The sequence below is a fragment of the Neoaquamicrobium microcysteis genome, assembly GCF_008180155.1.
Classification (GTDB): domain Bacteria; phylum Pseudomonadota; class Alphaproteobacteria; order Rhizobiales; family Rhizobiaceae; genus Aerobium; species Aerobium microcysteis.
Map to the genome: position 1 here is coordinate 18,239 of NZ_VSZS01000049.1, position 21,673 is coordinate 39,911.

22 protein-coding genes are annotated in these 21,673 nt (G+C 59.8%); 5 read left to right on the forward strand and 17 right to left on the reverse strand.

The window, feature by feature from the left end:
- Nucleotides 1-49: 49 nt before the first annotated feature.
- The 3 genes from FY036_RS01500 to FY036_RS01510 are packed head-to-tail and all read right to left on the reverse strand — an operon-like array spanning nt 50 to nt 6,401.
- Complete coding sequence (locus FY036_RS01500; RefSeq protein ID WP_148912947.1) at nt 50-3,463, reverse strand: DEAD/DEAH box helicase; 3,414 nt, start codon at nt 3,461-3,463, stop codon at nt 50-52.
- Nucleotides 3,460-5,499 (reverse strand): site-specific DNA-methyltransferase, encoded by a 2,040-nt coding sequence (locus tag FY036_RS01505; protein WP_148912948.1) that lies wholly within the window; start codon nt 5,497-5,499, stop codon nt 3,460-3,462. The genes FY036_RS01500 and FY036_RS01505 overlap by 4 nt, the downstream gene beginning before the upstream one ends.
- A gap of 8 nt (nt 5,500-5,507) precedes the next feature.
- The gene (locus FY036_RS01510; protein ID WP_148912949.1) at nt 5,508-6,401 is read right to left on the reverse strand and encodes a WYL domain-containing protein; all 894 of its coding nucleotides are present in this window, start codon (nt 6,399-6,401) and stop codon (nt 5,508-5,510) included.
- Nucleotides 6,402-6,535: 134 nt separating this feature from the next.
- Here FY036_RS01510 and FY036_RS01515 point away from each other — a divergent pair, with 134 nt between their 5' ends.
- From FY036_RS01515 to FY036_RS01525, 3 genes are all read left to right on the forward strand, one after another.
- Nucleotides 6,536-6,781 carry a hypothetical protein gene (locus FY036_RS01515; protein ID WP_148912950.1) on the forward strand — a complete coding sequence of 82 codons (246 nt, stop codon included), beginning with the start codon at nt 6,536-6,538 and terminating at the stop codon, nt 6,779-6,781.
- Between the two features lie 253 nt (nt 6,782-7,034).
- Entirely contained in the window at nt 7,035-7,313 is a 279-nt protein-coding gene (locus FY036_RS01520) for a hypothetical protein (RefSeq protein WP_148912951.1), read from the forward strand.
- 11 nt (nt 7,314-7,324) lie between these two features.
- The gene (locus FY036_RS01525) at nt 7,325-7,582 is read left to right on the forward strand and encodes a hypothetical protein (RefSeq protein ID WP_148912952.1); all 258 of its coding nucleotides are present in this window, start codon (nt 7,325-7,327) and stop codon (nt 7,580-7,582) included.
- A gap of 95 nt (nt 7,583-7,677) precedes the next feature.
- On the opposite strand, the gene FY036_RS01530 is transcribed toward FY036_RS01525, so the two are convergent.
- The 14 genes from FY036_RS01530 to traI are packed head-to-tail and all read right to left on the reverse strand — an operon-like array spanning nt 7,678 to nt 18,837.
- The gene (locus FY036_RS01530) at nt 7,678-7,890 is read right to left on the reverse strand and encodes a DUF6894 family protein (RefSeq protein ID WP_148912953.1); all 213 of its coding nucleotides are present in this window, start codon (nt 7,888-7,890) and stop codon (nt 7,678-7,680) included.
- Nucleotides 7,891-7,915: 25 nt separating this feature from the next.
- On the reverse strand, nt 7,916-8,545 hold the full coding sequence (locus tag FY036_RS01535) for a hypothetical protein (RefSeq protein ID WP_148912954.1): 630 nt from the start codon (nt 8,543-8,545) through the stop codon (nt 7,916-7,918).
- Entirely contained in the window at nt 8,545-9,852 is a 1,308-nt protein-coding gene (gene trbI / locus FY036_RS01540; RefSeq protein ID WP_148912955.1) for an IncP-type conjugal transfer protein TrbI, read from the reverse strand. The genes FY036_RS01535 and trbI overlap by 1 nt, the downstream gene beginning before the upstream one ends.
- Nucleotides 9,853-9,863: 11 nt before the next feature.
- Nucleotides 9,864-10,325, reverse strand: coding sequence for a conjugal transfer protein TrbH (gene trbH, locus FY036_RS01545; RefSeq protein ID WP_148912956.1), 462 nt, complete (start codon nt 10,323-10,325; stop codon nt 9,864-9,866).
- A 2-nt stretch (nt 10,326-10,327) separates the two neighbouring features.
- A complete protein-coding gene (gene trbG / locus FY036_RS01550) occupies nt 10,328-11,149 on the reverse strand; it encodes a P-type conjugative transfer protein TrbG (RefSeq protein ID WP_235897447.1) in 822 nt (273 codons plus the stop codon).
- Nucleotides 11,150-11,190: 41 nt separating this feature from the next.
- A complete protein-coding gene (gene trbF, locus FY036_RS01555; RefSeq protein WP_046110280.1) occupies nt 11,191-11,853 on the reverse strand; it encodes a conjugal transfer protein TrbF in 663 nt (220 codons plus the stop codon).
- A 33-nt stretch (nt 11,854-11,886) separates the two neighbouring features.
- On the reverse strand, nt 11,887-13,062 hold the full coding sequence (trbL, locus tag FY036_RS01560) for a P-type conjugative transfer protein TrbL (RefSeq protein ID WP_148912958.1): 1,176 nt from the start codon (nt 13,060-13,062) through the stop codon (nt 11,887-11,889).
- 11 nt (nt 13,063-13,073) lie between these two features.
- Entirely contained in the window at nt 13,074-13,334 is a 261-nt protein-coding gene (locus FY036_RS01565) for a DUF2749 domain-containing protein (RefSeq protein ID WP_148912959.1), read from the reverse strand.
- Between the two features lie 5 nt (nt 13,335-13,339).
- On the reverse strand, nt 13,340-14,128 hold the full coding sequence (gene trbJ / locus FY036_RS01570) for a P-type conjugative transfer protein TrbJ (RefSeq protein ID WP_148912960.1): 789 nt from the start codon (nt 14,126-14,128) through the stop codon (nt 13,340-13,342).
- Nucleotides 14,106-16,541: a conjugal transfer protein TrbE gene (locus FY036_RS01575; RefSeq protein ID WP_148912961.1), complete on the reverse strand. Its 2,436-nt coding sequence runs from the start codon at nt 16,539-16,541 to the stop codon at nt 14,106-14,108. Before FY036_RS01575 ends, trbJ begins: the two co-directional genes overlap by 23 nt.
- A gap of 2 nt (nt 16,542-16,543) precedes the next feature.
- Nucleotides 16,544-16,843, reverse strand: coding sequence for a conjugal transfer protein TrbD (locus tag FY036_RS01580; RefSeq protein ID WP_148912962.1), 300 nt, complete (start codon nt 16,841-16,843; stop codon nt 16,544-16,546).
- A complete protein-coding gene (locus FY036_RS01585; protein WP_148912963.1) occupies nt 16,836-17,207 on the reverse strand; it encodes a TrbC/VirB2 family protein in 372 nt (123 codons plus the stop codon). Before FY036_RS01585 ends, FY036_RS01580 begins: the two co-directional genes overlap by 8 nt.
- Complete coding sequence (gene trbB, locus FY036_RS01590) at nt 17,197-18,180, reverse strand: P-type conjugative transfer ATPase TrbB (protein WP_148912964.1); 984 nt, start codon at nt 18,178-18,180, stop codon at nt 17,197-17,199. Before trbB ends, FY036_RS01585 begins: the two co-directional genes overlap by 11 nt.
- Before the next feature lie 24 nt (nt 18,181-18,204).
- Complete coding sequence (gene traI, locus FY036_RS01595; RefSeq protein ID WP_148912965.1) at nt 18,205-18,837, reverse strand: acyl-homoserine-lactone synthase; 633 nt, start codon at nt 18,835-18,837, stop codon at nt 18,205-18,207.
- A gap of 210 nt (nt 18,838-19,047) precedes the next feature.
- Here traI and FY036_RS01600 point away from each other — a divergent pair, with 210 nt between their 5' ends.
- Both FY036_RS01600 and repA read left to right on the forward strand, forming a co-directional pair.
- A complete protein-coding gene (locus tag FY036_RS01600) occupies nt 19,048-19,752 on the forward strand; it encodes an autoinducer binding domain-containing protein (protein WP_148912966.1) in 705 nt (234 codons plus the stop codon).
- A gap of 793 nt (nt 19,753-20,545) precedes the next feature.
- On the forward strand, nt 20,546-21,673 hold a 1,128-nt coding region (gene repA, locus FY036_RS01605), incomplete at its 3' end, for a plasmid partitioning protein RepA (RefSeq protein ID WP_148912968.1).

Here is a 21,673-nt window from a genome sequence, read left to right on the forward strand (position 1 = left end):
CAATATCTACATCAGGGACGTCGAACGACCTCCGAGTTTGAGGCGTTCATCAAATGGTGAGGATTCGTGAAAGTGTTGCGACCCACGACTTTAGATTGCTGTTTGCAGTCGCCGCGTCCCTAAGCTCCTTCTCCGTGTGTGCGACGTAGGTGTTGCGGAAATCGTTCACGGCCGACACCTCGTTGAGGAACGAGCGAGCGCCGTCAAATCTGAATGCCGCGGTGATGGCTTCAAAAACTCCGCCGATCTTGGACTTGTCGTTCAACGCGAAATCCAAACACGAGCGCAGCAAGCCAATGACAGAATGCGGGTTTCCATAAACCAAACCGCGCTTCAGATTCTTCGCCATGTTCTCGTAATGCTTCAGGTTCTTTTTGTCAGCATCGCCCATATAAGGCTCGAACCAATCGCGCTGATCTACCGGAGTTGTGGGCAGGTTGCCTTGCAGGCGCTTGACAATCGTTGTCTTGCAGGCCTCATCGTATGGTCCAAGGAGGGCGCTAAAGACAGGGGCGAAGTTCGGGGCTTCCTCTTTCTTCTCAAAAAAGCGGTACAGTTCGAGAGCGTCGGTTGCGGCCTTCTTTGCGCGCAGCGGCAGCGCGTGGAACACCTCTTTGCCAAAGAAGATTTCCGCGTCGTCGTCGGAGCGCGGTCCGAAAAGCGGCAGCTCTGGCTGCGATGTCGTTTCGCTCAAGAGATTCTGGAGCGCAGGCACGCAGGCACGAGCAAGGTCGGCGAAGCGGTTGCCGGTTAAGCGCTCCATCACGTTTTGCGGGGTAAAAACATACTGCCATTTTACGGTGCCCTTCGACGCCGCCTTGCACCATTCGATGGCCGCCATTGCCTTGCGCGGGACATCGCTGTCCTGACGTCCCTTGGTCTCGACAAGCGAATATTCGCCGTTGTCCATCCGGACAAAGAAGTCCGGGCGATAGAAGGCAAGGCGCTGGTCCGCGGTCAGATAGTCGATACGAAGTGCTTGTGGCCCGGCATTTTTCGCGAAAGCGCCAACGTCCGAGCAATTGTCGAGAAAGGATGTCATTGCCACTTCAAGCGACTGATCACATGGCACCAGATTGAAGAGCGTATGTTTCGCTTTCTCGACGGGCTTCCGCTCGGAGAGCGTTGCCTGATATGGTTTCCAGTTTCGCAGCTGGATCGCCGTGCCCTCAGACCGGCGCTTTTCGGTCTTCACCGTGCGCGCCCGAATCAACGGAATGAAAACCGCACGGATGTGCTCGCGCACGTCCTGATCAGCAAGCCGGCCCGTGAGCCGTGTATCAAACAGCCCGACCTTCTCGGAAAAGAGGATTTCGGAAAGGAACGTCTGAAGCAGCGGCGCCAACACAGGATGGGTGGACTGCACCTTGCAGGCAGCTTCCAGCTCGCGGACGTAGAAGGAAATTGCTGTCGCGCCGTTCTGGAGGAGCGGGAGGCTGATGTTCATCACTTCGATCACCTCGTCGGTGATCAGGTGACGGCCCTCGTAGACGACGTCCACGCCCCCTTTGCTGCCGAGCGGTAGCGGCGAGTACCGTTTGAAGGCGCTTTTCACGTCCTCATGCGTAATCCCTTCGAGCTTGGGCTGGACCTCGTGCGCGGCAGTGAGCGCCGGGAGAACGATATCCAGTGCGGGGAGGTCCTTGGTCTCGTCGGGAAAGATGGTGACGGTTGTCGCCGGAACCTTGTCGGTATCCAGCACTTCGATGGGCAGGCCTTCTTGCTCAAGTTCCTGCTCATAGAGGCTTGAAAAAGCCGGATGCTCAACGACGGTTACAAGTTCGTTGGCCTGCCCCGGTGGTGTCATGCGCCGCAGCCCGCGCCCAAGTGTCTGCTCCGGCAGAATATTGGCCTTTGAGCTGTAGGGGCGGAGCGGCACGATTGTCGTCACGTTGCGAACGTCCCACCCTTCCCGCAGCATCAGAACGGACACGATGCACGAGTACGGACCATCCGACTTGTCGAGCTCACGGCTGATACGCCGTAGGGCCTTCAGATTCTCGTCGTTGATGTCCTTGTCGCTCTCCTCAAAGACCTCGATGGTCTGGCCGCCGATATTACGCTTCTTCACCGTGCCCTTGAGGTTCGTATGAAGATTGATCGTCTTGCCGTTCAGCTCAGCAAACACGCCATCGGCATTGAGGCGGTTGGTGATCTGGTTCGCCGACTCGGTGTCCGTACACATGACAAACAGCAGCGGCTTTTTCCCGCTCTTTTCCCATTCCGTCCGGCTTCGCTTCCAGCGCTCATAGCCAAGACGCAGGTGCGCCTCGTAGCGGTAGGCCGCATCGTCATGCGCCTGCTCGACCAGTTCTTTGGTGCGCCCGATGATCGGCGTCTTGACGATCCCTGCATCAACCGCCTCACCCAATGGCGTGTCGCACACAACGTGAGGGAAGATGCGACCCTTGTTGTCCTTGGGAGTGGCAGAGAAATCGAGTTGTGCAGTAAGACCGTTGCCCGAGCGCTTGCGCACTGTCTCATGCAGCCAGCGGATGGCCTCGCTCCATGCCGAACCGGGGTCCCAAACGTGGTGTGCCTCGTCGTTCAGCACCATAATGCGCGAATGCGAAGTGATCCGCTCGCGAAGCTCAGCACCCGTGTCCAAAGCCTTCGATTTGGAAACCGCTGGGCCTGCCCAGTCGTAGGTTTCAGCTCCCGGTCTGCGACCACTGCGCGGCTCGAACAACCGATGAATATTGGTCAGGTAGAGAACCCCGCCGGTGCTTGCGCCGCTTGCCTCGTCCTGCAAGACAACCGTGAAATTCCAGTCACCGCGCCATTCTGGGGGAATGAGCGGATCCGTCATAAAGATATCCGGCCCACCGCCTTCTGGGCGGAAGTCCTCCTTGAGACGCTCGAACACCGTCAGGTTGGGGGCAACGATGACGAAATGTTTCGCCATCTCGGAGCCGCTTTCGCGCAAGGCGTGGAAATAGCTCCACACGATCGCTAGGCTCATGCACTTGGTCTTGCCAGCGCCGGTCGCCAGCTTGAACGCATAGCGCGCCCACTCGTCATCCTCGGGTTTGATGCCGAGGGCTTCCGTTTCCGCGTTGGGGCCGCCGTATTCAAAGATAAGGGATGACAGAGAGGCCATACCCCGGACTTCGGTCAGGTAAATAAGCGTCTCGATGGCCTCACGCTGGCAGAAGTAGTAGCGGAAATCGAACTCCTCGCCGCCGCCGCCGATCAGCCGGTGCGGTCGCTCGAACCAATATCCGAGAAGCTCCCGGGTCGTGTCGCTCGCGCCGAAATAGTTCAGTTCGCGCCATTCTTTCACGGCGGCCCGAAGCGGGTTCACCATCCGTATCGGGGATTGGCGACGGTAGGTTTTGATCTCCGGCGGCTGGCCCTTCTTGGCGCGCACCCTGTGCTTGCTCGGCTCCTCCCAAGGGGCGAAGAGCGGTTCGAGCGCAGCGGCGTTGATCGAAATGCTGTCGGGCGTGGTGGTCTCGGTCATACTTCGATCTCCACGGAAATGCTGGTGTCGCAGCCGAACACATCCACCACCTTGACGCAGGCCGTGTATTTTCCCGGCTTGTTGTAGGAAAAGTCGGCATCACTGATCGTTTTCAAGGAACGATCCTTGCGGGTGCGATAATCCTGCCAGTGGTGATTGAACGGCTTGTCTGGAGCCCAATCGAAATCGACGGCCCAGAAGTCGATGAAATCGAAACCACTCGTCATTGCGCGTTCTTGAAGCGCCTCAAGCTCCTTGGAGGGAACCTCGGTCAGGCTCGGCAGGAAGCTTTTCAGCTTGATCTCAACGGTCTTGCCCTTTGGCGCATTTCGGAGGACAGGCTCGGCCTCCAGAAGCGCCACTTCAAAAAAGGGCGGAACTTCGGTACGGTTTTTCTCCATAATCTCGCGCGGGATGCGGTGCAGCCGGATCTTGACGTCAAGTTCCGACTCAATTCCGGCTATTGTCTGCCGAATGTCCATCTCGAAGTCCCAAGCAAGGCAATGAACTTGCTTGCCACCAGCAGCCTTGACGGCTAGTGCAACAGCCTTCGCTTCTTCGCCCGAAAAAATACTGTCGATGCCGTCAACGTGAACGAATGCCGCTGCTTTCCGTCCATGAATCAGCGGCGATGGCGCATGAGGCAATGGTTCTGCGCGAAAGAACCGCAACACCACTTTGTGATGTTCATCTTCGGCCCCCTTCAGAATGTCGCGCTGCCACCATTGCCGCTCGTAACGTCCCAAATTGAAGACATCAAATGACCGGTAGCGCCTGCCCTGCTCATGCAACTCCCGCTGTACTCCGATCAGTCGCTTCCGGCTTGTATGAACAGCAAAACGGCCGAGATCGGCACCAATCCAGCGACGCCCGAGTTTCTCGGCGACGGCTAGCGTTGTCCCTGATCCGCAGAAGAAATCGACCACAAGATCACCTTCGCTCGTCGCGCAATTGATGATTCTTTCTAGTAGCGCCTCCGGCTTCTGTGTTGCGTATCCCAAGAGCTCGGCTGAAACCGGATTGACCGGCGGAATGTCATCCCAGATAGACTGTACGACCGTGCCGTCCATCTCATCGAGGTATTGCTTTATATTAGGCTGCCCGGTGCGAGCAAACACGATCTTGCCGCTCTTAAGGCCTTCGTCTATTCGTTGCTGCCCCCAGGCCCAGTGCCTACCCGGAGGCGGATCGATAACTCGATCGCCAAACTTCCGCGCGGGGCCAGGCCCCGCTGCACTCAGTGTGACCAGCCTGAACCGGCGTCCATTCTCGTCAACCTGACCATAGTGCGACTTGATATAAGAATCATCGTGCGGCTTGTGTTGCCTGAAAAACGAGTAATTCTCGCTATTGGAGTACATCAATAAGCAATCGTGAATAATACCAAATCTCTTAGCATCACTATGGGCATGCGTTCTCTTCCAAATTATCTCATTCAAAAAATTATCACGGCCAAACACATCATCCATGAGCACCCGAACAAGATGATTTATGTTTGAGCCAATGTGGACAAAAATGATCCCATCCTCGGATAGCAATTCCCTTGAAAGAATTAGTCGTTCATATAGCATATGCAAATATGAGTTTGTTCCTTTGCCCCACATGTCCCTGTATGCGACCATCTCAAGTATGGATTGATCTTTCTCGGCGGTTTCCTTTCCATCACCGATAGCCACACTTAAACTAAAATCTGTTCCAATGTCGAACGGGGGGTCAATATAGATTAGCTTCGCCGCCCCTTTGAATTCTTCAAGTAACGCGGCAATGACTGCCCTATTGTCACCCCAGATAAGCCGATTCCTAAAATCGTCAGCGTGTGCACGAGCGTCGTCAAACAATGTTCCTTGAGCCTTGGCTCGCGACTGCGGCCAGTCAATTGCCTCGGTTCTCTGCAAAGGCATCGACAGGTGGGCGACATTCACCTCCCGTCGGTTGCCGAATTCGTCATACTTCCCTTCCCAAACCAGTTCGGTGCGCATCTGCGACAGCGGATGAGGGTTGCTCGGGCCATAGGTGATGTTGGGCTTATCGGACATGCGCGATCTCATTCTGCGGGTAGCGCGTCAGCGCGGGTTTGGGCCGACCGAACCGAATCGGGGTCCGCCATGACGATATGCTGTTGCTGCGGGTCTTTCTCGTGCTCTTTGTAGTCCAAGCCAAGATGCTGCTTCCGGAAATAGAAGAGCATCGCGAGACGCATGGGAATTTCGAACTCGCCATCTTTCATGCCGTAGTCTGCCGCGACTGCTTTCTGCTGGTCTTCTGAGAGCCCGGGGTGGGGCTTCAGCTTGATATTGTAGATTTCATGCCAAGCATGATCCCTCGAAGCGTGAGCGCCCGGCTCCCCGTCGCCGCGTACTCCTGAGATACGTGGAAGGAGGAAATCTCTAAATAGACGGCGCTCATGACAATAGGCTCGCGCGTGCCAACGCATTCCGTCGAAACAGAAAGCGTGCGGGGTGATCCATCGCCATTGGGGTTTCGGTTTGTCCGGATTGAGAGATTGATAGCGAATCTCGACAGCTCGCTTCGAGCGCATCACCGTGAGCAACTGGCGAAGCATGTGCGGATCGACGGCGCGCTGCGGCTGCGGCACCGTCGCAAATCCGACAGGCTGCGAGACTCGTGTTTGTGCTGTCGCATATGGCGCAAGGTCGGCAGCGGCCACCTGAGAAAGATAGTGCGCGGCGTCAGGCTCCAGAAATTTGGGGTTGAAGGTGTCGGTGGCGAAGTAGCGCTTTAGACTCTTGTCGTAATGCATGTTGCCCGGCGCTACCTCTTGATAATGCGTCAGGTCCTTGGAGGCCTGCGGCACCGACACGCCGAAATAGTCTATGATGTCGGCTCGATTGACGCCGCCCTCCCAGAACAGCCGAAACTCAATGAACTCAAGCCGCTGCTCGATACCCCATCGCAGGCTCCGGCTTTGCTCACCCATCGGTCCTTCTCTCCCTCTGCATAGGCATAGAAACTATTCTGATCTTGACGGCTCGTCGAATCACGAATAGTTTCTATTCCCATCAGCGACTCGGGGTCAACGGATATCTCGCGTTAGGCAATGGAGATCGAACGATGGTCAAGGTTGAGTTCAAGCTGAACGGGCGCTCGGTGCGGCCCAATGACATCGCCAATCAATTGGAGAAGGCGATGCTGAAGCAGGTGCGGGACGGAATCACGAAGAAGCTTCGGACCGTCCGCGACCCTGAAACTGGTGAGGCGCCGACGGTCAAGGTCGTGGGGCGGTCTCTGGACAACCTCTCGTTCGAGGTCGTCGGCTCGCCGGCCCTCGTTGAGGAAGTGAAGCGTCGCCTGCGGTAGGCGAAGCAACAATCCCACTCCAGGAAATGGAAAGGAGGTGATTCATATGGCGAATAAGGAAGTTACGAGCGCAAAGGCGGCTTCGGCGGCTGCGAAGGTGCTCAGCAACCCCAATTCGAGCAAAGCTGCCAAGACTGCGGCAGCATCGGCTCTCACGCAGCGTCCCAACAAGAAGTAGAGGGCGGGCATCCTGGTGGGCCGGAGGTATTCGGCCCACCACTCTCAAGCGCTATCGGCTCAAAGGAGGCCAGCGGTGATTTACGCAATTAACTACGACCTGAAGCGTCCGGGTCAGAATTACGAGGCGCTGTACGATGCCATCAAGAGCTGTGGCGTTTGGTGGCATCATCTCGATTCAACGTGGCTGGTCGATACCTCGCTGACCGCGCAGGGCATCTGGAGCGTGCTCGAGCCTCAAGTCGACAAGAACGACTTCTTCCTCGTCATTGGCGTCACCCGCGACTATCAGGGCTGGTTGCCGAAGGACGCTTGGGAATGGATCAACGGCCGCTCTTCGAAGATGGCGGCATAAGGAGAAATCAGATGCGCGTCCAAGGTGCAGTTATCCGCGAGCAAGGTCAGACCTTCGCGGTTGTAGCGGTGAAGCCCCATGTCGTTCAGAACAGATCGGAGGCTGCGAATGCGATCAACAGCTTCGCGCCGGCCTTCGGAGTTCCTGTGGTTCTGATGGCACAGGATAGCCGTGGTCGTCCTACGTATTACGGTCGTCCCGACATCGCGAAGTTCATGTCATCGGTGCCGATGCACAGGATCCCGTGGCGCGAGTATACGGTCAAGTAAAACGACGCCCGAGAGGATTGAAGCTCTCGAGCTATATGCTTCCTAATCTGATGCCCGTTTCCTGCACGAAAGAAAAGTGGGGGAGAGCTGCGTCACTATCTTGAGCCCTTTGTGCCGACCGTTGCGACCGCCCTTCCCTTTCTGCCAACCACCCTTACCTCGATCTCACGATGCTCCGGTTCTTCAGCGATTTCCGACACGATCCGGTGCGCCATTGCGATCGCTTGAGCGTCATCATCGAGCGGTTCTCCTTTTCGATCCGGATACTCCTCATCACGGCTGTGGATGTGAAAATAGTAGCGGGGCATTCATCCTCCTTCGGGCCAAGTTGCATCAATCAACAGCCGGGTCGACCTTGAGAAACACGCGGTCATCCCAGGACGAGATGTTCCAGCGATACGCCCCACCGAAGAAGAGGCCGGGCGTTTCGCTGGCGTTGGTCTCAATGACCTTGCCGGACACGGTCACGGTTACCGTCCCGCTGGGTACGATGCCGAGCTGATCGAGATCGGCGCGTGCGCGGTCCGGAATCTCCGGGGTACTGACTTCAATGGTTCCGTCGTCCATGCGCCGAATGCTCAAGAAATTGGCGGCTTGCGACTTCGCCCGCGTGTTGGGGACGCCGATTGCGGACCCGCTTGCATCCAACTCGCCGGTGAGATTGACGACGAGATCGAAGCGCCCTTTCCCGCCGTAGGTGAAGCTCTCAAAGCCGGGCATTCGAGCGGCCTTGCGCTCCTCCGCCCGCATCCGGTCCTCTTCCTGTTCTGTGAGCACGTGGCCATCGGCAAGCGCCTTAACGACGCGGGGATCAGCGAGGCGGGCTTCGACACGCATGTCATATTTGTAGCCCTCGAGCACAATGCTGGCGACGATGGTTTCCGGCACGAGGCAACCAGTCAGAAGCACTCCAACCGCAATGGCCGCAGCGGCATTGCGGGCGAGTGAAAACAGCTTCGCCATCAGCGATAGGCTCCTGGGAAAACGATGTCCTGCTCCACAATGATGTTGAACCCATACCCCGGACGGATGGTGAGGGTCGGCTGGACATTAAGATTCCGGGAGATGGTCTGGTCGGCCACCCGGCCGAAGCTTTCCGCGAAATTCCGCCGTGCAGCATCCGAGGCGGTGTCCTGCGTCGCAAGCGTCGAGCTTTCCGGCACAGCCATGTCGATGCCCGTTCCGATCAGCGCGATCAGAATGGCCGAGCCGAAGGTCTGGAGGTATTTGTTATCGACCTGGTCGCGGAAGCCGCCATAGCCTTGTGCGTCGACGCCCGCCATGCCGCCGATCTGCAGTGTCGATCCATTCGGAAATATGAGATCGGTCCAGATTACCAGAACCCGGCTTTGCCCGAACGACACATTGGAATCGTATCGGCCGAAAAGCTTGGCCCCTTGCGGCACCAACAGCCGATGCCCGGTCGCACTGTCATAGACATTCTGGCTGACCTGGGCGGTGATGCGACCGGGAAGGTCGGAGTTGATGCCGGTCACGAGCGTTGCCGGGATCACTGAACCGCGTTTGAGCTCAAAGGGCGACTGCTGCGGTACGACGCGGTTCGGCAGATAACCGAGATCGGCAATGTTCTGATTGAAGAAGTCTGTCTTTCCCGCCTGGTTGTTCGGATCGGCCTGTTGCCCGGCGCCGCCGGCGCGCAGCGCGGCCGCATAGAGATCGGCCATGCCCGCCCGATCCCCGAACGCCCCCTGCCCCGTCGTCGCCGGCGGCGTTCCGGCCTGGGCCGCCTGCCCAACGTTGCCGATATTGACCGCGATCGGACTGTCATAGGCGGCGTCATCTGCCTGGAGCCGGGCCATACGCTGCTGGTGCAGCAATCGAAACATCTGCTCGTCCTGTTCCCTTTGCAGCCGCTCGCGCCAGTCGACCTCACTTTCGACCGGTCGCGGCTGTTGCTGTTGCTGCGTTGCCGGTTGGCGCTGGAAAGGATTGGTGGATTGGGGCTCCTTTTCCGCCTGCTCGACTGGCTGCACCACCTGTATCTGCTGGGCGGGCCGCGGCTCCTCAATCACGCCATCCGAAACACCGCGCTTGAGCTGGTCGGCGAAGTCGGTTGCCGGTGCGCCGGTCGAGGTATCGATCGCGCCGCCACTCCGGTTGAGGCCGCGGATCGAGAGGCCCCAAATGATAACGCCGAAGAAAAGGACGACGAGGCCGATGAAGAGAAAGACCGGCAGCTTGTTCAAGCGCCGGATCTTGGGCTTCTCGTCGCCGCCTTCGGCGCCGGGGGAAAGATCGAGCGAACTCATGGCCCCTCCCCTCAGCTCGTACGCTGCATGACGGACAGCGGGCTTGTCGGCGTGGCGCCCGTTGCCGACATGGCATAGGTGCGCGTGAGCTCGACTGAGGACGTCGAAATCCGGGTCATGACCGCGCCCTCGAAGGTGTCGACGACATAGGCGAGCGGGATCATATTATCGCCGGGAGCCACCTGGTTCGAGGCGACGGCATAGCCCCAGCCGCGAAGGGACTCTTCGAGCGCCAGGCCGAACGCGGAATCATCGGGCTTGATGACGATCGTCCCGGTGCCCGGGCCGACATGCTCGGCGAGCTTGGCCACCATGTCGCCGGCGACGGCCGAGGCCGCGGCCGGCGAGAGATTGGCGGCATCGGCACTCACAGTTGGCGCGAAATAGCCGCCGCCGGTCGTGGTGCAAGCGGCCATTGCGCCGGCGAGAAGGACGAGAGCCAGGAAGCGGGAAAGTTGGTGGATGGCGCGCATGGTCAGCCCTTCCTCGAAATGGTGATCTTTTGCTGACGGGAGCCGACGCCGGAAATCAGCACGGCGCGATCGAACACGTAGTCGACAATCATCATCGTGCCGTTGAGGCGATAGTTGACGATGCGGTTTTCGCCGCCCGAGACGACGAACAGCACCGGCGCATCGCCGCTCATCATCTGGCCGGGGAACTGGATGTAGGTCTTGACGCCATCGGTGTAGACGCGGGTCGGGCGCCAGCGGGCCTGTCCGCTGATAGCGAAATTGAAGCTCAGGTTTTCGGCCGGGACGCCGGCGCCGGGAATGATACTCGCCTCGACGCGCGCGTTGAGGGCATCAAACTTCGCCTGCACGTCTTCGGGATATTCGAAGGCAACGCGGGCCATGTAGTCGCGATGATGTGACCTGAGCCTGATGTGGTAGGTGCGCCGCGATGTCGTCACCACCATGGACGTCTCGAGCCCTGGTTCTGACGGCTTGACGATCAGGTGGATCTTCTGGCCTTCGGCCGAGCCGGAGGTTGCCGGCTCGACCTTCCAGCGAACCGTGTCGCCGACCAGCACATCACGCACGGCTTCACCGGCCTGCAGCTCGATTTCGCAGAGCTGGAGTGGTGAGCAGACGACGGACGGCTGCGTTTGGCCGTAGAGGTAAATGACCTTGCCATCCGGTCCGCGCGTCATCACCGCGGCCGTGCCCTGCCATTGGGTGGAAAGTCCGGTTCCCCTCGCTTCGTTGCTGCTGAGGCCCTGCTGATCGGCCGCAACCGCGACATTGAGGGCGAACGTGCCGAGCAGCAGAGTTGCCGCACACACGCCCGCGTGCATTTTCTTGAGGTTGAACATTACTCTGACTCCGCGAGCGTGTCTCAAAGCTGGGCCGTCCAATCGAAATCCTTGAGGTAGAGGCCGATCGGGTTCAGACGAATGACCGCCTCGTCCTGCGGCGGCGAAAGGGTCACGGTGGCGATGCCGCGAAAGCGGCGGGTGCGCAGTTCCTTGCCCGCGCGGTCGCGCTCGATCTCGCTCCAGTCGACCTGGTAGCTCTGGTTCGAGAGGGCAACGACGTTGTTGACCTCGATCGAGACCGTCATCGTGCGGGCGCGATCGAAGGGCGAATTGTTGCGGAACCAGTTGTTGACCTTCTCGGTCGCCGGGTCCTGCTGCTTCAGCATCGCGTAGGTGCGGTCGATATAGCCCTTCTGCACGGTGGCATCCGGGGTTATCGACCGGAAGTTCGACACCCATGCGCCGAGCATTGAGCGCACGACGCGCTCGTCGGCATATTCGATCTGCGCGGGGAAGCCGGCCAGGACCGCAGCGCCGAGCTTGTCGACTTCGACCACATAGGGAACGAGCTTGACCTGTGTGGACTGATAGAGGGCATAACCGAACCCGATCACCGCCATGCTCATCGAAAGCAGGCCGACGGTGCGCCAGGCCGAGGCCGCGCGCATGTAGCTGCCGTAGCGTTCGTTCCACTCATAGCGGGCGGCCAGATACGGATTGTCGGGGTATTTTCGCTTCGCCATCTAGCCTCGCCTGATCGATACGGCCGGCCGACCTCACGAGTCGGCGTCCATCTTTCTGTTTGAACTTCTGGAACTGGTGCCCGGATTGTTGCCTTGCCGCAGTTTTTCGTTGGCGAGGCCGAGGGTCGAACCCATCTTGGCGCCGGGGATACCCATCAGCTTGTCGGTCGCCGCGGAGCCGACCGCGCCACCCGCGGCTTTCAACCCGGCCATTGCGGCCGCGCCACGCGATGCGCCGGCTTGCGATGCCGCCGAGGCGGCAGCCATCCCACCTTTGACGACGCCGGCGCCGCCAGCGGCCATGCCAGCACCGGCCGCCGCGAAGCCGGCAACCTGGCCACCGCTGCGGATGGCTTCCATGCCATTGCCGACCGAAACGCCCTGCACAACGCCCTGAATGATGTTCGGCACGTACATGGAGATCATGAAGACGACCACCGAAATGCCGGCGATCGTCAATGTGGTGAGGAATTGATCTTCGGATGCCGTATTGTTCGACAGTCCGATCAGCACCTCCGAGCCGATGCGGGCGATCATCACGAGGCCCATCAGCTTCATGCCGACTGAGAAGGCGTAAACGAGGTAACGGACCGCGAAATCCTTGGTAAAGGACGAGCCGCCAAGGCCAAGCATGATCATGCCGGCGAGCAAACCGACATACATTTCGACCAGCACAGCCACGAAGATCGCAGCTACGAGAGCAAAGCAGATGACCACGACGATCATCGCGAAGACCGAGGCCATGGCGAGGGCATTGTCCTCCCAAAGGCCGAACCGGGCATTTTCTGAGAGCTCAGATGCCACTTTGACGCCGGCATTGAAGACGTCGGCCGGCGAAGCCGATCCGCCATCCGCGCCGAGCTGAAACAGGCTATCGACAACCGACTTGGCTAAGTCCGGACCCTGCTGCAGAACGAAGAGGAAGAAGCCGATGAAGAGAATTCTCCTCACAAGCTCTGCAAACCATGTGTCGAGCGATGGAGCCTGGATCGCGAGCCAGATCGCCGCGATACCCACTTCTATGCCGGCCAGTATCCAGAACAGCGAGGTTGCCGCATTGATGACGGTGTCCTGCCAGCCCTGCGATGCGCTAGCGACCTGGTTTTCGAGATCGGTCAGGATCGAACCGTCCTGCGCAAAGACGGGCTCGACCATGGCGAGCCCGGCGATCATCAGCCAAGCCAATCTCAAAAACATCGCGGCGCGCATGACCTCGGCCCTCAGTTGCCGCCCCAGCGGGGGGCCATCTGCTGGCCTCCCGACGTGGGGTAGTCGTTGGGATTGGCGTTGAAGAAGTCCTTTGCCCGCTCGGCGGCTTCCTCGCGTGCCGCCGCTTCTTGCTCGGCAAGTTCGACCTGGCGCTGGAGGAGCGCCTTCACTTCCGGATCGGTGTTCGGGATGAACACATAGGAGGCCACGCCGCCCGCGAGAGCGGCCGCAATGGCGATAACGACGACGATGGGGAGTTTGAGCGTTGCCATGGAGGTCACCACCGCGGCTGCATCTGCTGGCCGCCGGAGGTGGACGGAGCGGTAGAGCCGAAAAATGCGTCGCGGCGAGCCTGAGCGAGATCCTTCTCGGCTTGTTCGGATTGATACCAGGTACCCATCATCGTCATCTGCTGGGAGACGAGGCCGCGAAGCTTCTGCATCTGCTCGACCTGTTGGGTCGCGATCTGATGCCCGACCTGCAAGGCCTTCATCTGGCCATCAGCCGACTCCGATTGGGAGCGCAGTTGCGCCATGGTGGATTCTTCGCTCGAGAACTGATCGGCCGTCAGGCCCGCCGCCGCTAGTGTTCCACCGATGGTGTCGCGATTGGTGTCCGACCAGGACTGATAGGTCGACGAAAAATCCTGCCCGTTCGGAAGACCGTTCTGGAAATCGGCATAGCTCTGGAAACGCTGCTTGAGCACATCGTCGAGGTTGCCCATCGAGAAGGCCATGCCCTGCCCCTGTTGCACGATGCCTTGCAGGTTGGCGAGGTCCTGTTGAGCCTGCCCCCACACATGATCGGGAAGCTGCAGGGTGTTCTGCAGCATGTTCTCGTAGATGCGAATCTGGTTTGCGATCTGCTCCACCTGGTTGGAGATCTGCGTCACCTGATTTGCGATCTGCTCGGCGTTCTGACCGCCGAGCGCAATTAGCTCCCCATTGTTGAGGATCTGCGTGAACTCGGTCGCGCCGGTGAGCGCCCCGCTGGCTTGGGCCGGCGCGGCAAGGCTGACAGAGATCAGGACGCTCGCGAGCGAACTACGCAAGAAGAGCTTCGGCATTTTCGATACCTCTTTGCTTGAGCCAGTGGACGGGCCATTCGTCGCCGTGGTGGACGCGCAGCTCATCGATGCGCTTGATGTCGTCCTTTCCGGACGCGCCGACGAAAGACAGGGTGATCGGCCCGAGGGTCATGTCGAACAGACGCCGGCCGTCAGGCGAGGCGACGTAATATTCGCGCTTGGGCAGGGCGGTTGCGACGATCTCGATTTGCCGCTCGTTGAGTCCGATGCGCTCATAGAACTCGCGCGTGCCGCTTTCGCGCGCCGCGCCGTTCGGCAGGCAAATCTTGGTCGGGCAGCTTTCCTTGAGCACGTCGATGATGCCCGACTTTTCCGCGTCCGAGATTGACTGCGTTGCCAGAACGACGGCGCAATTGGCCTTGCGCAGCACCTTCAGCCATTCGCGGATCTTCTCGCGGAAGGCCGGATGGCCAAGCATCAGCCATGCTTCATCGAGGATGATGAGGCTGGGAGCGCCGGTTAGGCGCTTTTCGATGCGACGGAAGAGGTAGAGCAGAACCGGCACTAGGTTGCGGTCGCCGAGGTTCATCAATTCCTCGATCTCGAATGTCTGGAAATACGAGAGGGTCAGGCCATCCTGCTCGGCATCGAGCAGATGGCCCATCGGACCATCGACGGTGTAATGTCGCAGCGCGTCCTTGATCTCCCGCATCTGCACGCCCGACACGAAGTCGGAGAGCGACCGGCGCGACGTTGCGGCCATGAGTTCGATTTGCCTGGCGATCGCGTTGCGGTGATCGGGGGTGACTTTCACACCTTGCATCTCGACAAGGGTTTCCAACCATCCGGCCGCCCAGGCCTTGTCGCCATCATCTTCCAATTGGGAAAGCGGGCAGAAGGTCAGCGCCTCCCCTGCCCCGACATCATAGTGATCGCCGCCGACGGCGACCGTCAGCGGGTACATCGATTTGCCCTTGTCGAAAGCGAAGAGCTGGGCGTTTTGATAGCGCCGGAATTGCGTAGCAATCAGCGCCAGAAGCGTCGACTTGCCCGATCCGGTCGGGCCGAAGATCAGGGTATGGCCCACGTCGCCGGAATGGAGGTTCAGGCGGAACGGCGATGATCCGCTTGCGACCTGCATCAGCGGCGGTGAGCTGTCGGGATAGAACGGGCACGGCGCCACCGGTGAGCCCGACCAGACCGAGTTGAGCGGCACCAGATCGGCAAGGTTGCGGCTATTGACCAGCGGTTCGCGGATATTGGCGTACCAGTTGCCCGGCAAACTCCCAAGGAAAGCCTCGGTGGCGTTCAGGCTCTCGATGCGCGCGGCAAAGCCTTCGGCCTGGATCAGCCGGCGCACGCCTTCGGTTTTTTCTCGAAGACGCGCCTCGTCGTCATCGAAGATGACGATGACCGGCGTGTAGTAGCCATAGGCGACGAGCTGTGAATTGGCCTCGGCAATGGCGTCCTCGGTCTCCGCGACCATCGTAGCGGCGTCCTGGTCGATCGCCCCTGAATTGGTCTGGAACAGCTGGTCCATGAACGGCCGCACCTTCTGCAGCCACTTTTTGCGCGTGCGCTCGAGCCTTTGACGGGCCTCGATCGGATCGAGAAAGACGAAGCGGCTCGACCAGCGGTAGGTGAGCGGCATCAGGTCGAGCGAATTGAGAATGCCCGGCCAGCTCTCGGCCGGAAAACCGTCGATTGCCACCACGGCCAGATAGCGGTTGTCGACCAGCGGCGAGAGACCGTGGTGGAATTCGGCCGTGACGACGAAATCGAGATACATCGGAATGTCGGGCAGGCGAACCGGATGGTTTTCGCCGACGATGCAGAAGCGCGCGAACTGCAGCAGATCGTCGTATTTGGCGATACGGCTGCCGCCGCGTTCCTTGGTCTCCTGTGTGACCATGCGGCGGATCGAGACGACGTTTCCCATATATTGCTCGAATTCGCGGATCGAACGCCGGAAGTGATCGAGCGCGCGATCGGCAAAGGTGGTCGCGCGGGACTCATCGTCGGAATAGACATATTTGACGAGGCCGGACTTGCGCTTCTCCGGTTCGCGGTAGGTCAGGATGATGGCGTGCTGGCTCTCGTAGTGCCCGTCCGCAGCCTCGAAGCGCTTGCGCCGTTCGTCATCGATGAGCGCGCTCACCTTGTCTGGGAAGTGGCAGTTGCCCCGTGCCGGATAGGCCGTCGCCGGCACGCGCACAGCCTCGACCTGGATCATCCAGCCCGATCCGAGGCGGGCGAGAATGGCATTGATCTGGCGGCTGACCTCATTGCGCTCGAAATCGGTCGAGCTTTCGCTGTCAGGACCGGCGAAGTACCAGCCGGCCATCAGGCTCCCGTCCTTGAGCAAGAGCGTGCCGTTGTCGATCAAGGCCGCATAGGGCAGCAGATCGGAAAAGGACGGGCCGGTATGGCGAAACCTCTTAAGCGCAACCATTGTCAGAAAGTCCGCCAGGGCGTGGAGGTCGGCCGGTAGTAGGGCCGATATTTGATGTGGCGCAGGTAGACGCGGCGCATCAGCGGATCGGCTTTCGCCATCATTCGCAGTAGCCCGACGACCACGATCCAGATCACCGTGCCGAGCAGCGCCGACACGGTCGTCAGGACGACGAAGACGAGAATAACCGCGGCGAGCCCGGTCAGGAGCACCAGCTCGCGGTCAGCCCCAAAGAGCAGCGTCGGACGCGAAAGCGCGCGGTGGATCCGCGCGGTCGCCAGCCGGCTTTCCCTTTCAGCCATGCGGGGGAACCGCCGGCGTTTGCTCGTGCGCCTCCAACGGCACGCCGATGGATGAGCCGCTGGAACCGAAGAGACCGACGATTTGCGTTGCGCCGAGCAGGATGCCGGCGACGAGCACGATGTAGCAAAGCCGGCGGGCGAAATCGTTCAGCTCGCCGCCAAAGATCAGCATGCCGCCGGCAATGGCGACCGCGGCGAGCGCAATGGCGCCGGCGACCGGGCCGGTGATGGATTCTTGAATCTGTTCGAGGGGTCCTTCCCAAGGCAGGCCCCCTCCCCCGCCGCTGGCGAGCGCCGGTTCGATCACGACGAGGGATGCAGCCGCGAGGCCGAGGAGAAGCGTGAGAGCCTTCTTAGACGACATGAAGATTTCTTCCCTGCATGGATTCCGATTTCGACGCGCCAACCGGCGAGGTGAGGTATCGCCCGTCGCGAAAGCCTTCGACCTTGAGGATCTCGCGAACTTGGCGCCCGCCGGGCGCGCGTTCGATCGAGACGATCAGATCGACCGCCTCTCCGATGACTTCCGGCATCGGCTGGGAGCTGACTTCGGCGACGAGCTGTTCAAGGCGGGTAAGAGCGGCGGCGGCCGAGTTCGAGTGAACCGTCGCGATGCCGCCCGGATGGCCGGTGTTCCACGCCTTCAAGAGAGTGAGGGCCGCGCCATCGCGGACCTCGCCCACGATGATGCGGTCTGGACGCAGCCGCATCGTCGATTTGAGCAGACGGCCCATGTCGACCGTATCGGTGGTGTGCAGGATCACATGGTTCTCCGCCGCGCATTGGATCTCGGCGGTGTCTTCCAGGATCACCAACCGATGTTCCGGCGTGGTCTCGACCAGCTCCGCCAGGATTGCATTGGTGAGCGTGGTCTTGCCTGTCCCTGTGCCACCAGACACGACGATGTTGAGCCGGTTGGCGATCGCATCGCGGATCACATCGACCTGTTCGGGTGTCAGGATGTCATCCGCGACATACTGATCGAGCCGGATCAGCATCGAGGCGCGCTTGCGGATCGTGAACATTGGCGCGGGCGCTGCCGGCGGCAACAAGCCTTCGAAGCGATGCCCCCCAATTGGCAGTTCCCCCGAGATGATCGGCCGGTCCTGGTCGACTTCGGTCTTGAGGGCGTGGGCGACCTTGCCGATGACGGTCTCGGCGTCGTGGGAGGCCATCCGCCCAGCCGCCGCTATCCCCTGCCCTACCCGCTCGATGAATAGATTGCCGTCGGGGTTTAGCATCACCTCGACGACCTTCGGATCATCGAGCGCGCTCGTGATCGAGGCACCGAGTGCGTCCTGCAGGCTGAGGATCAGCCGTCGTGTCGACTCGCTCATGAATCGCCCCCCCGGCTGCTCAGGTCAGGCCGCGGCGGCTTCAACAGCGGCCGGGAAAAGGGGGAGGTAGCTCGACGGCCGCACCAGCGCGAGACTGGCTTCGTCGGCAGGTAGGAGGCCCGCGACAGCAATGGTATTGCCGACGGGATGTGGAGACCCGAGCCGCTCCAGTGGCCACTTCGCGCGGGTGAGGATGCGCTCAAACCGAACGTCCGTAACGGTGACGATCCGGTCGAACCCATTGGCCATCGACCATTCGATGATGCCGGCGAACAAGGTGTGCGTGGCGTCGCGCAGTCCGCTCGCGGAGACAATGCCGCTGCGTTCGGTGTCAATGCAAAAGCGCGAACTCTCGACAACGCTGCTCGATTGGGGCATGCGCGCAACGTCAGCCAGGAACGGAAATGTCTGACCGAGCATCGTCGGGCCGGTGGACGGAAGCAGCCGGGCGCAACCGATCACCTGACCATCGTGGCCGACGAGCACGAGGTAGGTCGGATCGAGCTGGTCGTATTCGTCCTTTTCCTGGTTGTGCTCTACGTGGACGTCCCAATCCAACCTGTGCTTGAAGACCCTGGCGCGCAATTCATGCATGCGCTCGAGCAGACGTTGCTCATTACTTGTTGCCCTCATGCGGCAAATGGCGACGACGCGCATGACCCAATCCTTAACCCATTGAATTGCGGCCTCTTGAATCCCGTACGGCGGCGCACCGCCAGCTGTGAAAAGTCACAGGGGTTCGATAGTCGTCGCCGTGATAGATAGTGGAGAGTGTCGGGGCGCGCCGTTGCCGCACTTATGGCTGAATTGCCATGCAACCCGAAATTGCGACTACACGAATTGAGGACGAAATAACCGGAGAGACCGTTGCCGAGCGAAGCCTTCGACCAGTTGCGAGACGCACTAGAAACGGCCCAGGGGATGGCCCCGGTCAAATCCGCGGTGAAGGAATTCGCCGGCCAATTGGGATTTGATTGGTTCGCCTATCTCTCGGTTTGTGGGCCGGAGATCGACACGTTTTCGACGTACCCGCGCGCATGGCAAGGCCACTACATCAACAAGAAATACGCGATCATCGATCCGGTGGTGCAGGAAGCCCGCCGCACTGAGCGCTGCTTTGCATGGTCCGAACGCGACCTTGGACGAAAATTGTCTCCGGACCAGGTGCGCTTCCTCGGAGAAGCCGGGGATCATGGTATCGCATCGGGGATATCTGTGCCCGTGTCGGCCGGGTTCGGCCGGACTGTGTTGTTCACGCTTGCGTCCTCGGATCGGTGTGACAATTGCCTGGTGGATTGCCCCTTCCTTGCCGCTTCGGTTGCATCGCACGTGGATGTCTATGCGCGGCGCTGGATGCTCGAGCCAATGCCGGCTATTGCCGTCAAGCTAAGCCCCAGAGAGCGGCTCTGCCTGAGCTGGATGGCAAAAGGCAAGCGCATGTCCGAAATCGCGCAAATCATCGGTAGCAAGGTCCGGACGGTCGAGTATCACCTGCAAAATGCTCGGCGGAAGCTCGATGCCACCAACGTCACCCACGCCGTTGCGCTTGCAGTGCGTCAACAGTTGATTTGATCTTGTTCGCCCAGCGGGCCTTTCCGCCTCTGCCTCGTGTAAGTTGTGCTTGCCGGCGGCGAGAGAGTCGACCGCGACGGCGCCTACGCGCCCTAACCTACCCGGCCGGCCGTTTGAGGCACATTGGTTCGATCGCGAGTACATAAAATCGTGCAACGTTGCGCGCGCAATCGCGGCGCTGAAGGACAATTTGGAGCTTCGGCTCAACCATGCCTGATTGTCACCGACTTCCGGTGCCCACGTCCAATTCATTGGCTGAATCGGTTGGGCGCGAGGGATTCACGTCGGTGACAGTTGCCTCTGCCGAGCAAGACGATCGACCGTGGGATTGTGGTTGTCTACTCGCTGCCGTTTCCGCCGGTCCATGATCTTTGGGCAACCGTGGGCGCCGTATAGCCGGCTAAGGGTAAGCGGGTTTCGGGCGAAAGTGAGTCGCCGCAATGGAGCGGCAGTCGCGCCGACTCACCCGGTTTGACGCCATCCACGACTGTGAAACTTCTCAGGGTTCTGCATGGATCAAGCCAGCGGCACGTGGCATTGAATGTTCTCTCGGAATGGCCAACCGTGGAGTAAGTAAGCGATTGAAAACGCGATGGAAAGCGTAATTGCCGACGCCGCGGATCCAGACTGTGAGGCTCCGCTGAGTGATCTTATTGAAGTGGACTTGGACGTGTCGTTAAGGTTTCGTTAACCCAAAATCGCTTGCCAGAGAAAAGGAATCGCTCATACTGGCGCCAGATTGGCCGAAAAGTCGAATATGGCGCTATTTTCTCGTTCGGGGGACAAAGCGGAGATGGCATTTCTCCCAAGTTTTGAGTTTGATGACAAGATCCTCGCCCAAGGGGCCGAGATCTCGCGCAAGCTCGACCAATTGCGCGTCGAGAAGTTTCCGACCGAGGGGCAGAAGACCCTTCGGCGGTTCTCGATGGCCGAAGTCGCCCACTATCTTGGGATCAGTCCGAACAATCTGAAGCGCCTCCATCTCGAAAAGAAAGGCCCCGAGCCGTTCGTCGTTACCGGCGGGCGGCGCTTTTACTCGGCCGAGCAGATGACCGAGCTTCGGGACTATCTCGATAAGCACGGGCGCTCGGATTCCAAGAAGTATGTGCCTTACCGCAAACCCGGCGAAAAGCTACAAGTCATTGCGGTCGTGAACTTCAAGGGCGGTTCGGGAAAGACCACCACAACGGCGCATCTCGCGCAGCACCTTGCGCTCACCGGTCACAGGGTCCTTACGGTGGACCTTGATCCGCAGGCTTCGCTTTCAGCCCTCCATGGCTTCCAGCCGGAGCTCGACAAGAACCCATCGCTCTACGACGCGATCCGATACGAGAACCCCGCCCCGGTCGAAGATGTCATCCGCGAGACGAACTTCCCCTTGCTCGATATCATCCCGGCGAACCTTGAGCTGCAAGAATATGAGTACGAGACGCCGCTTGCCATGCAGTCTCCTTCTCAGGAAGGAAAGCGGTTCTTCACGAGGGTAGCCCGGGCGTTGGATTCGGTCAGTGAGCGCTACGACGTCGTGGTCGTCGATTGCCCTCCGCAGCTTGGCTATCTGACGCTTTCGGCACTGTCGGCCGCCACCTCGGTTCTGATTACCGTCCACCCGCAGATGCTGGACCTGATGTCCATGAGCCAGTTTCTGTTGATGCTGGGCAATATCATGAAGTCCATCAAGAATGCTGGCGCGAAGGTCCAGCTGGACTGGCTGCGCTATCTCATCACCCGATACGAGCCCACGGACATTCCCCAGGCACAGATGGTCGGCTTCATGCAGTCGATGCTTGCCGAGGAGATTCTGAAGAACCCCATGCTCAAATCCACGGCTATCTCGGATGCCGGCCTCACTAAACAAACGCTCTATGAGGTCGAGCGATCGAACTTCAACCGCGACACCTATGATCGGGCGATCGATAGC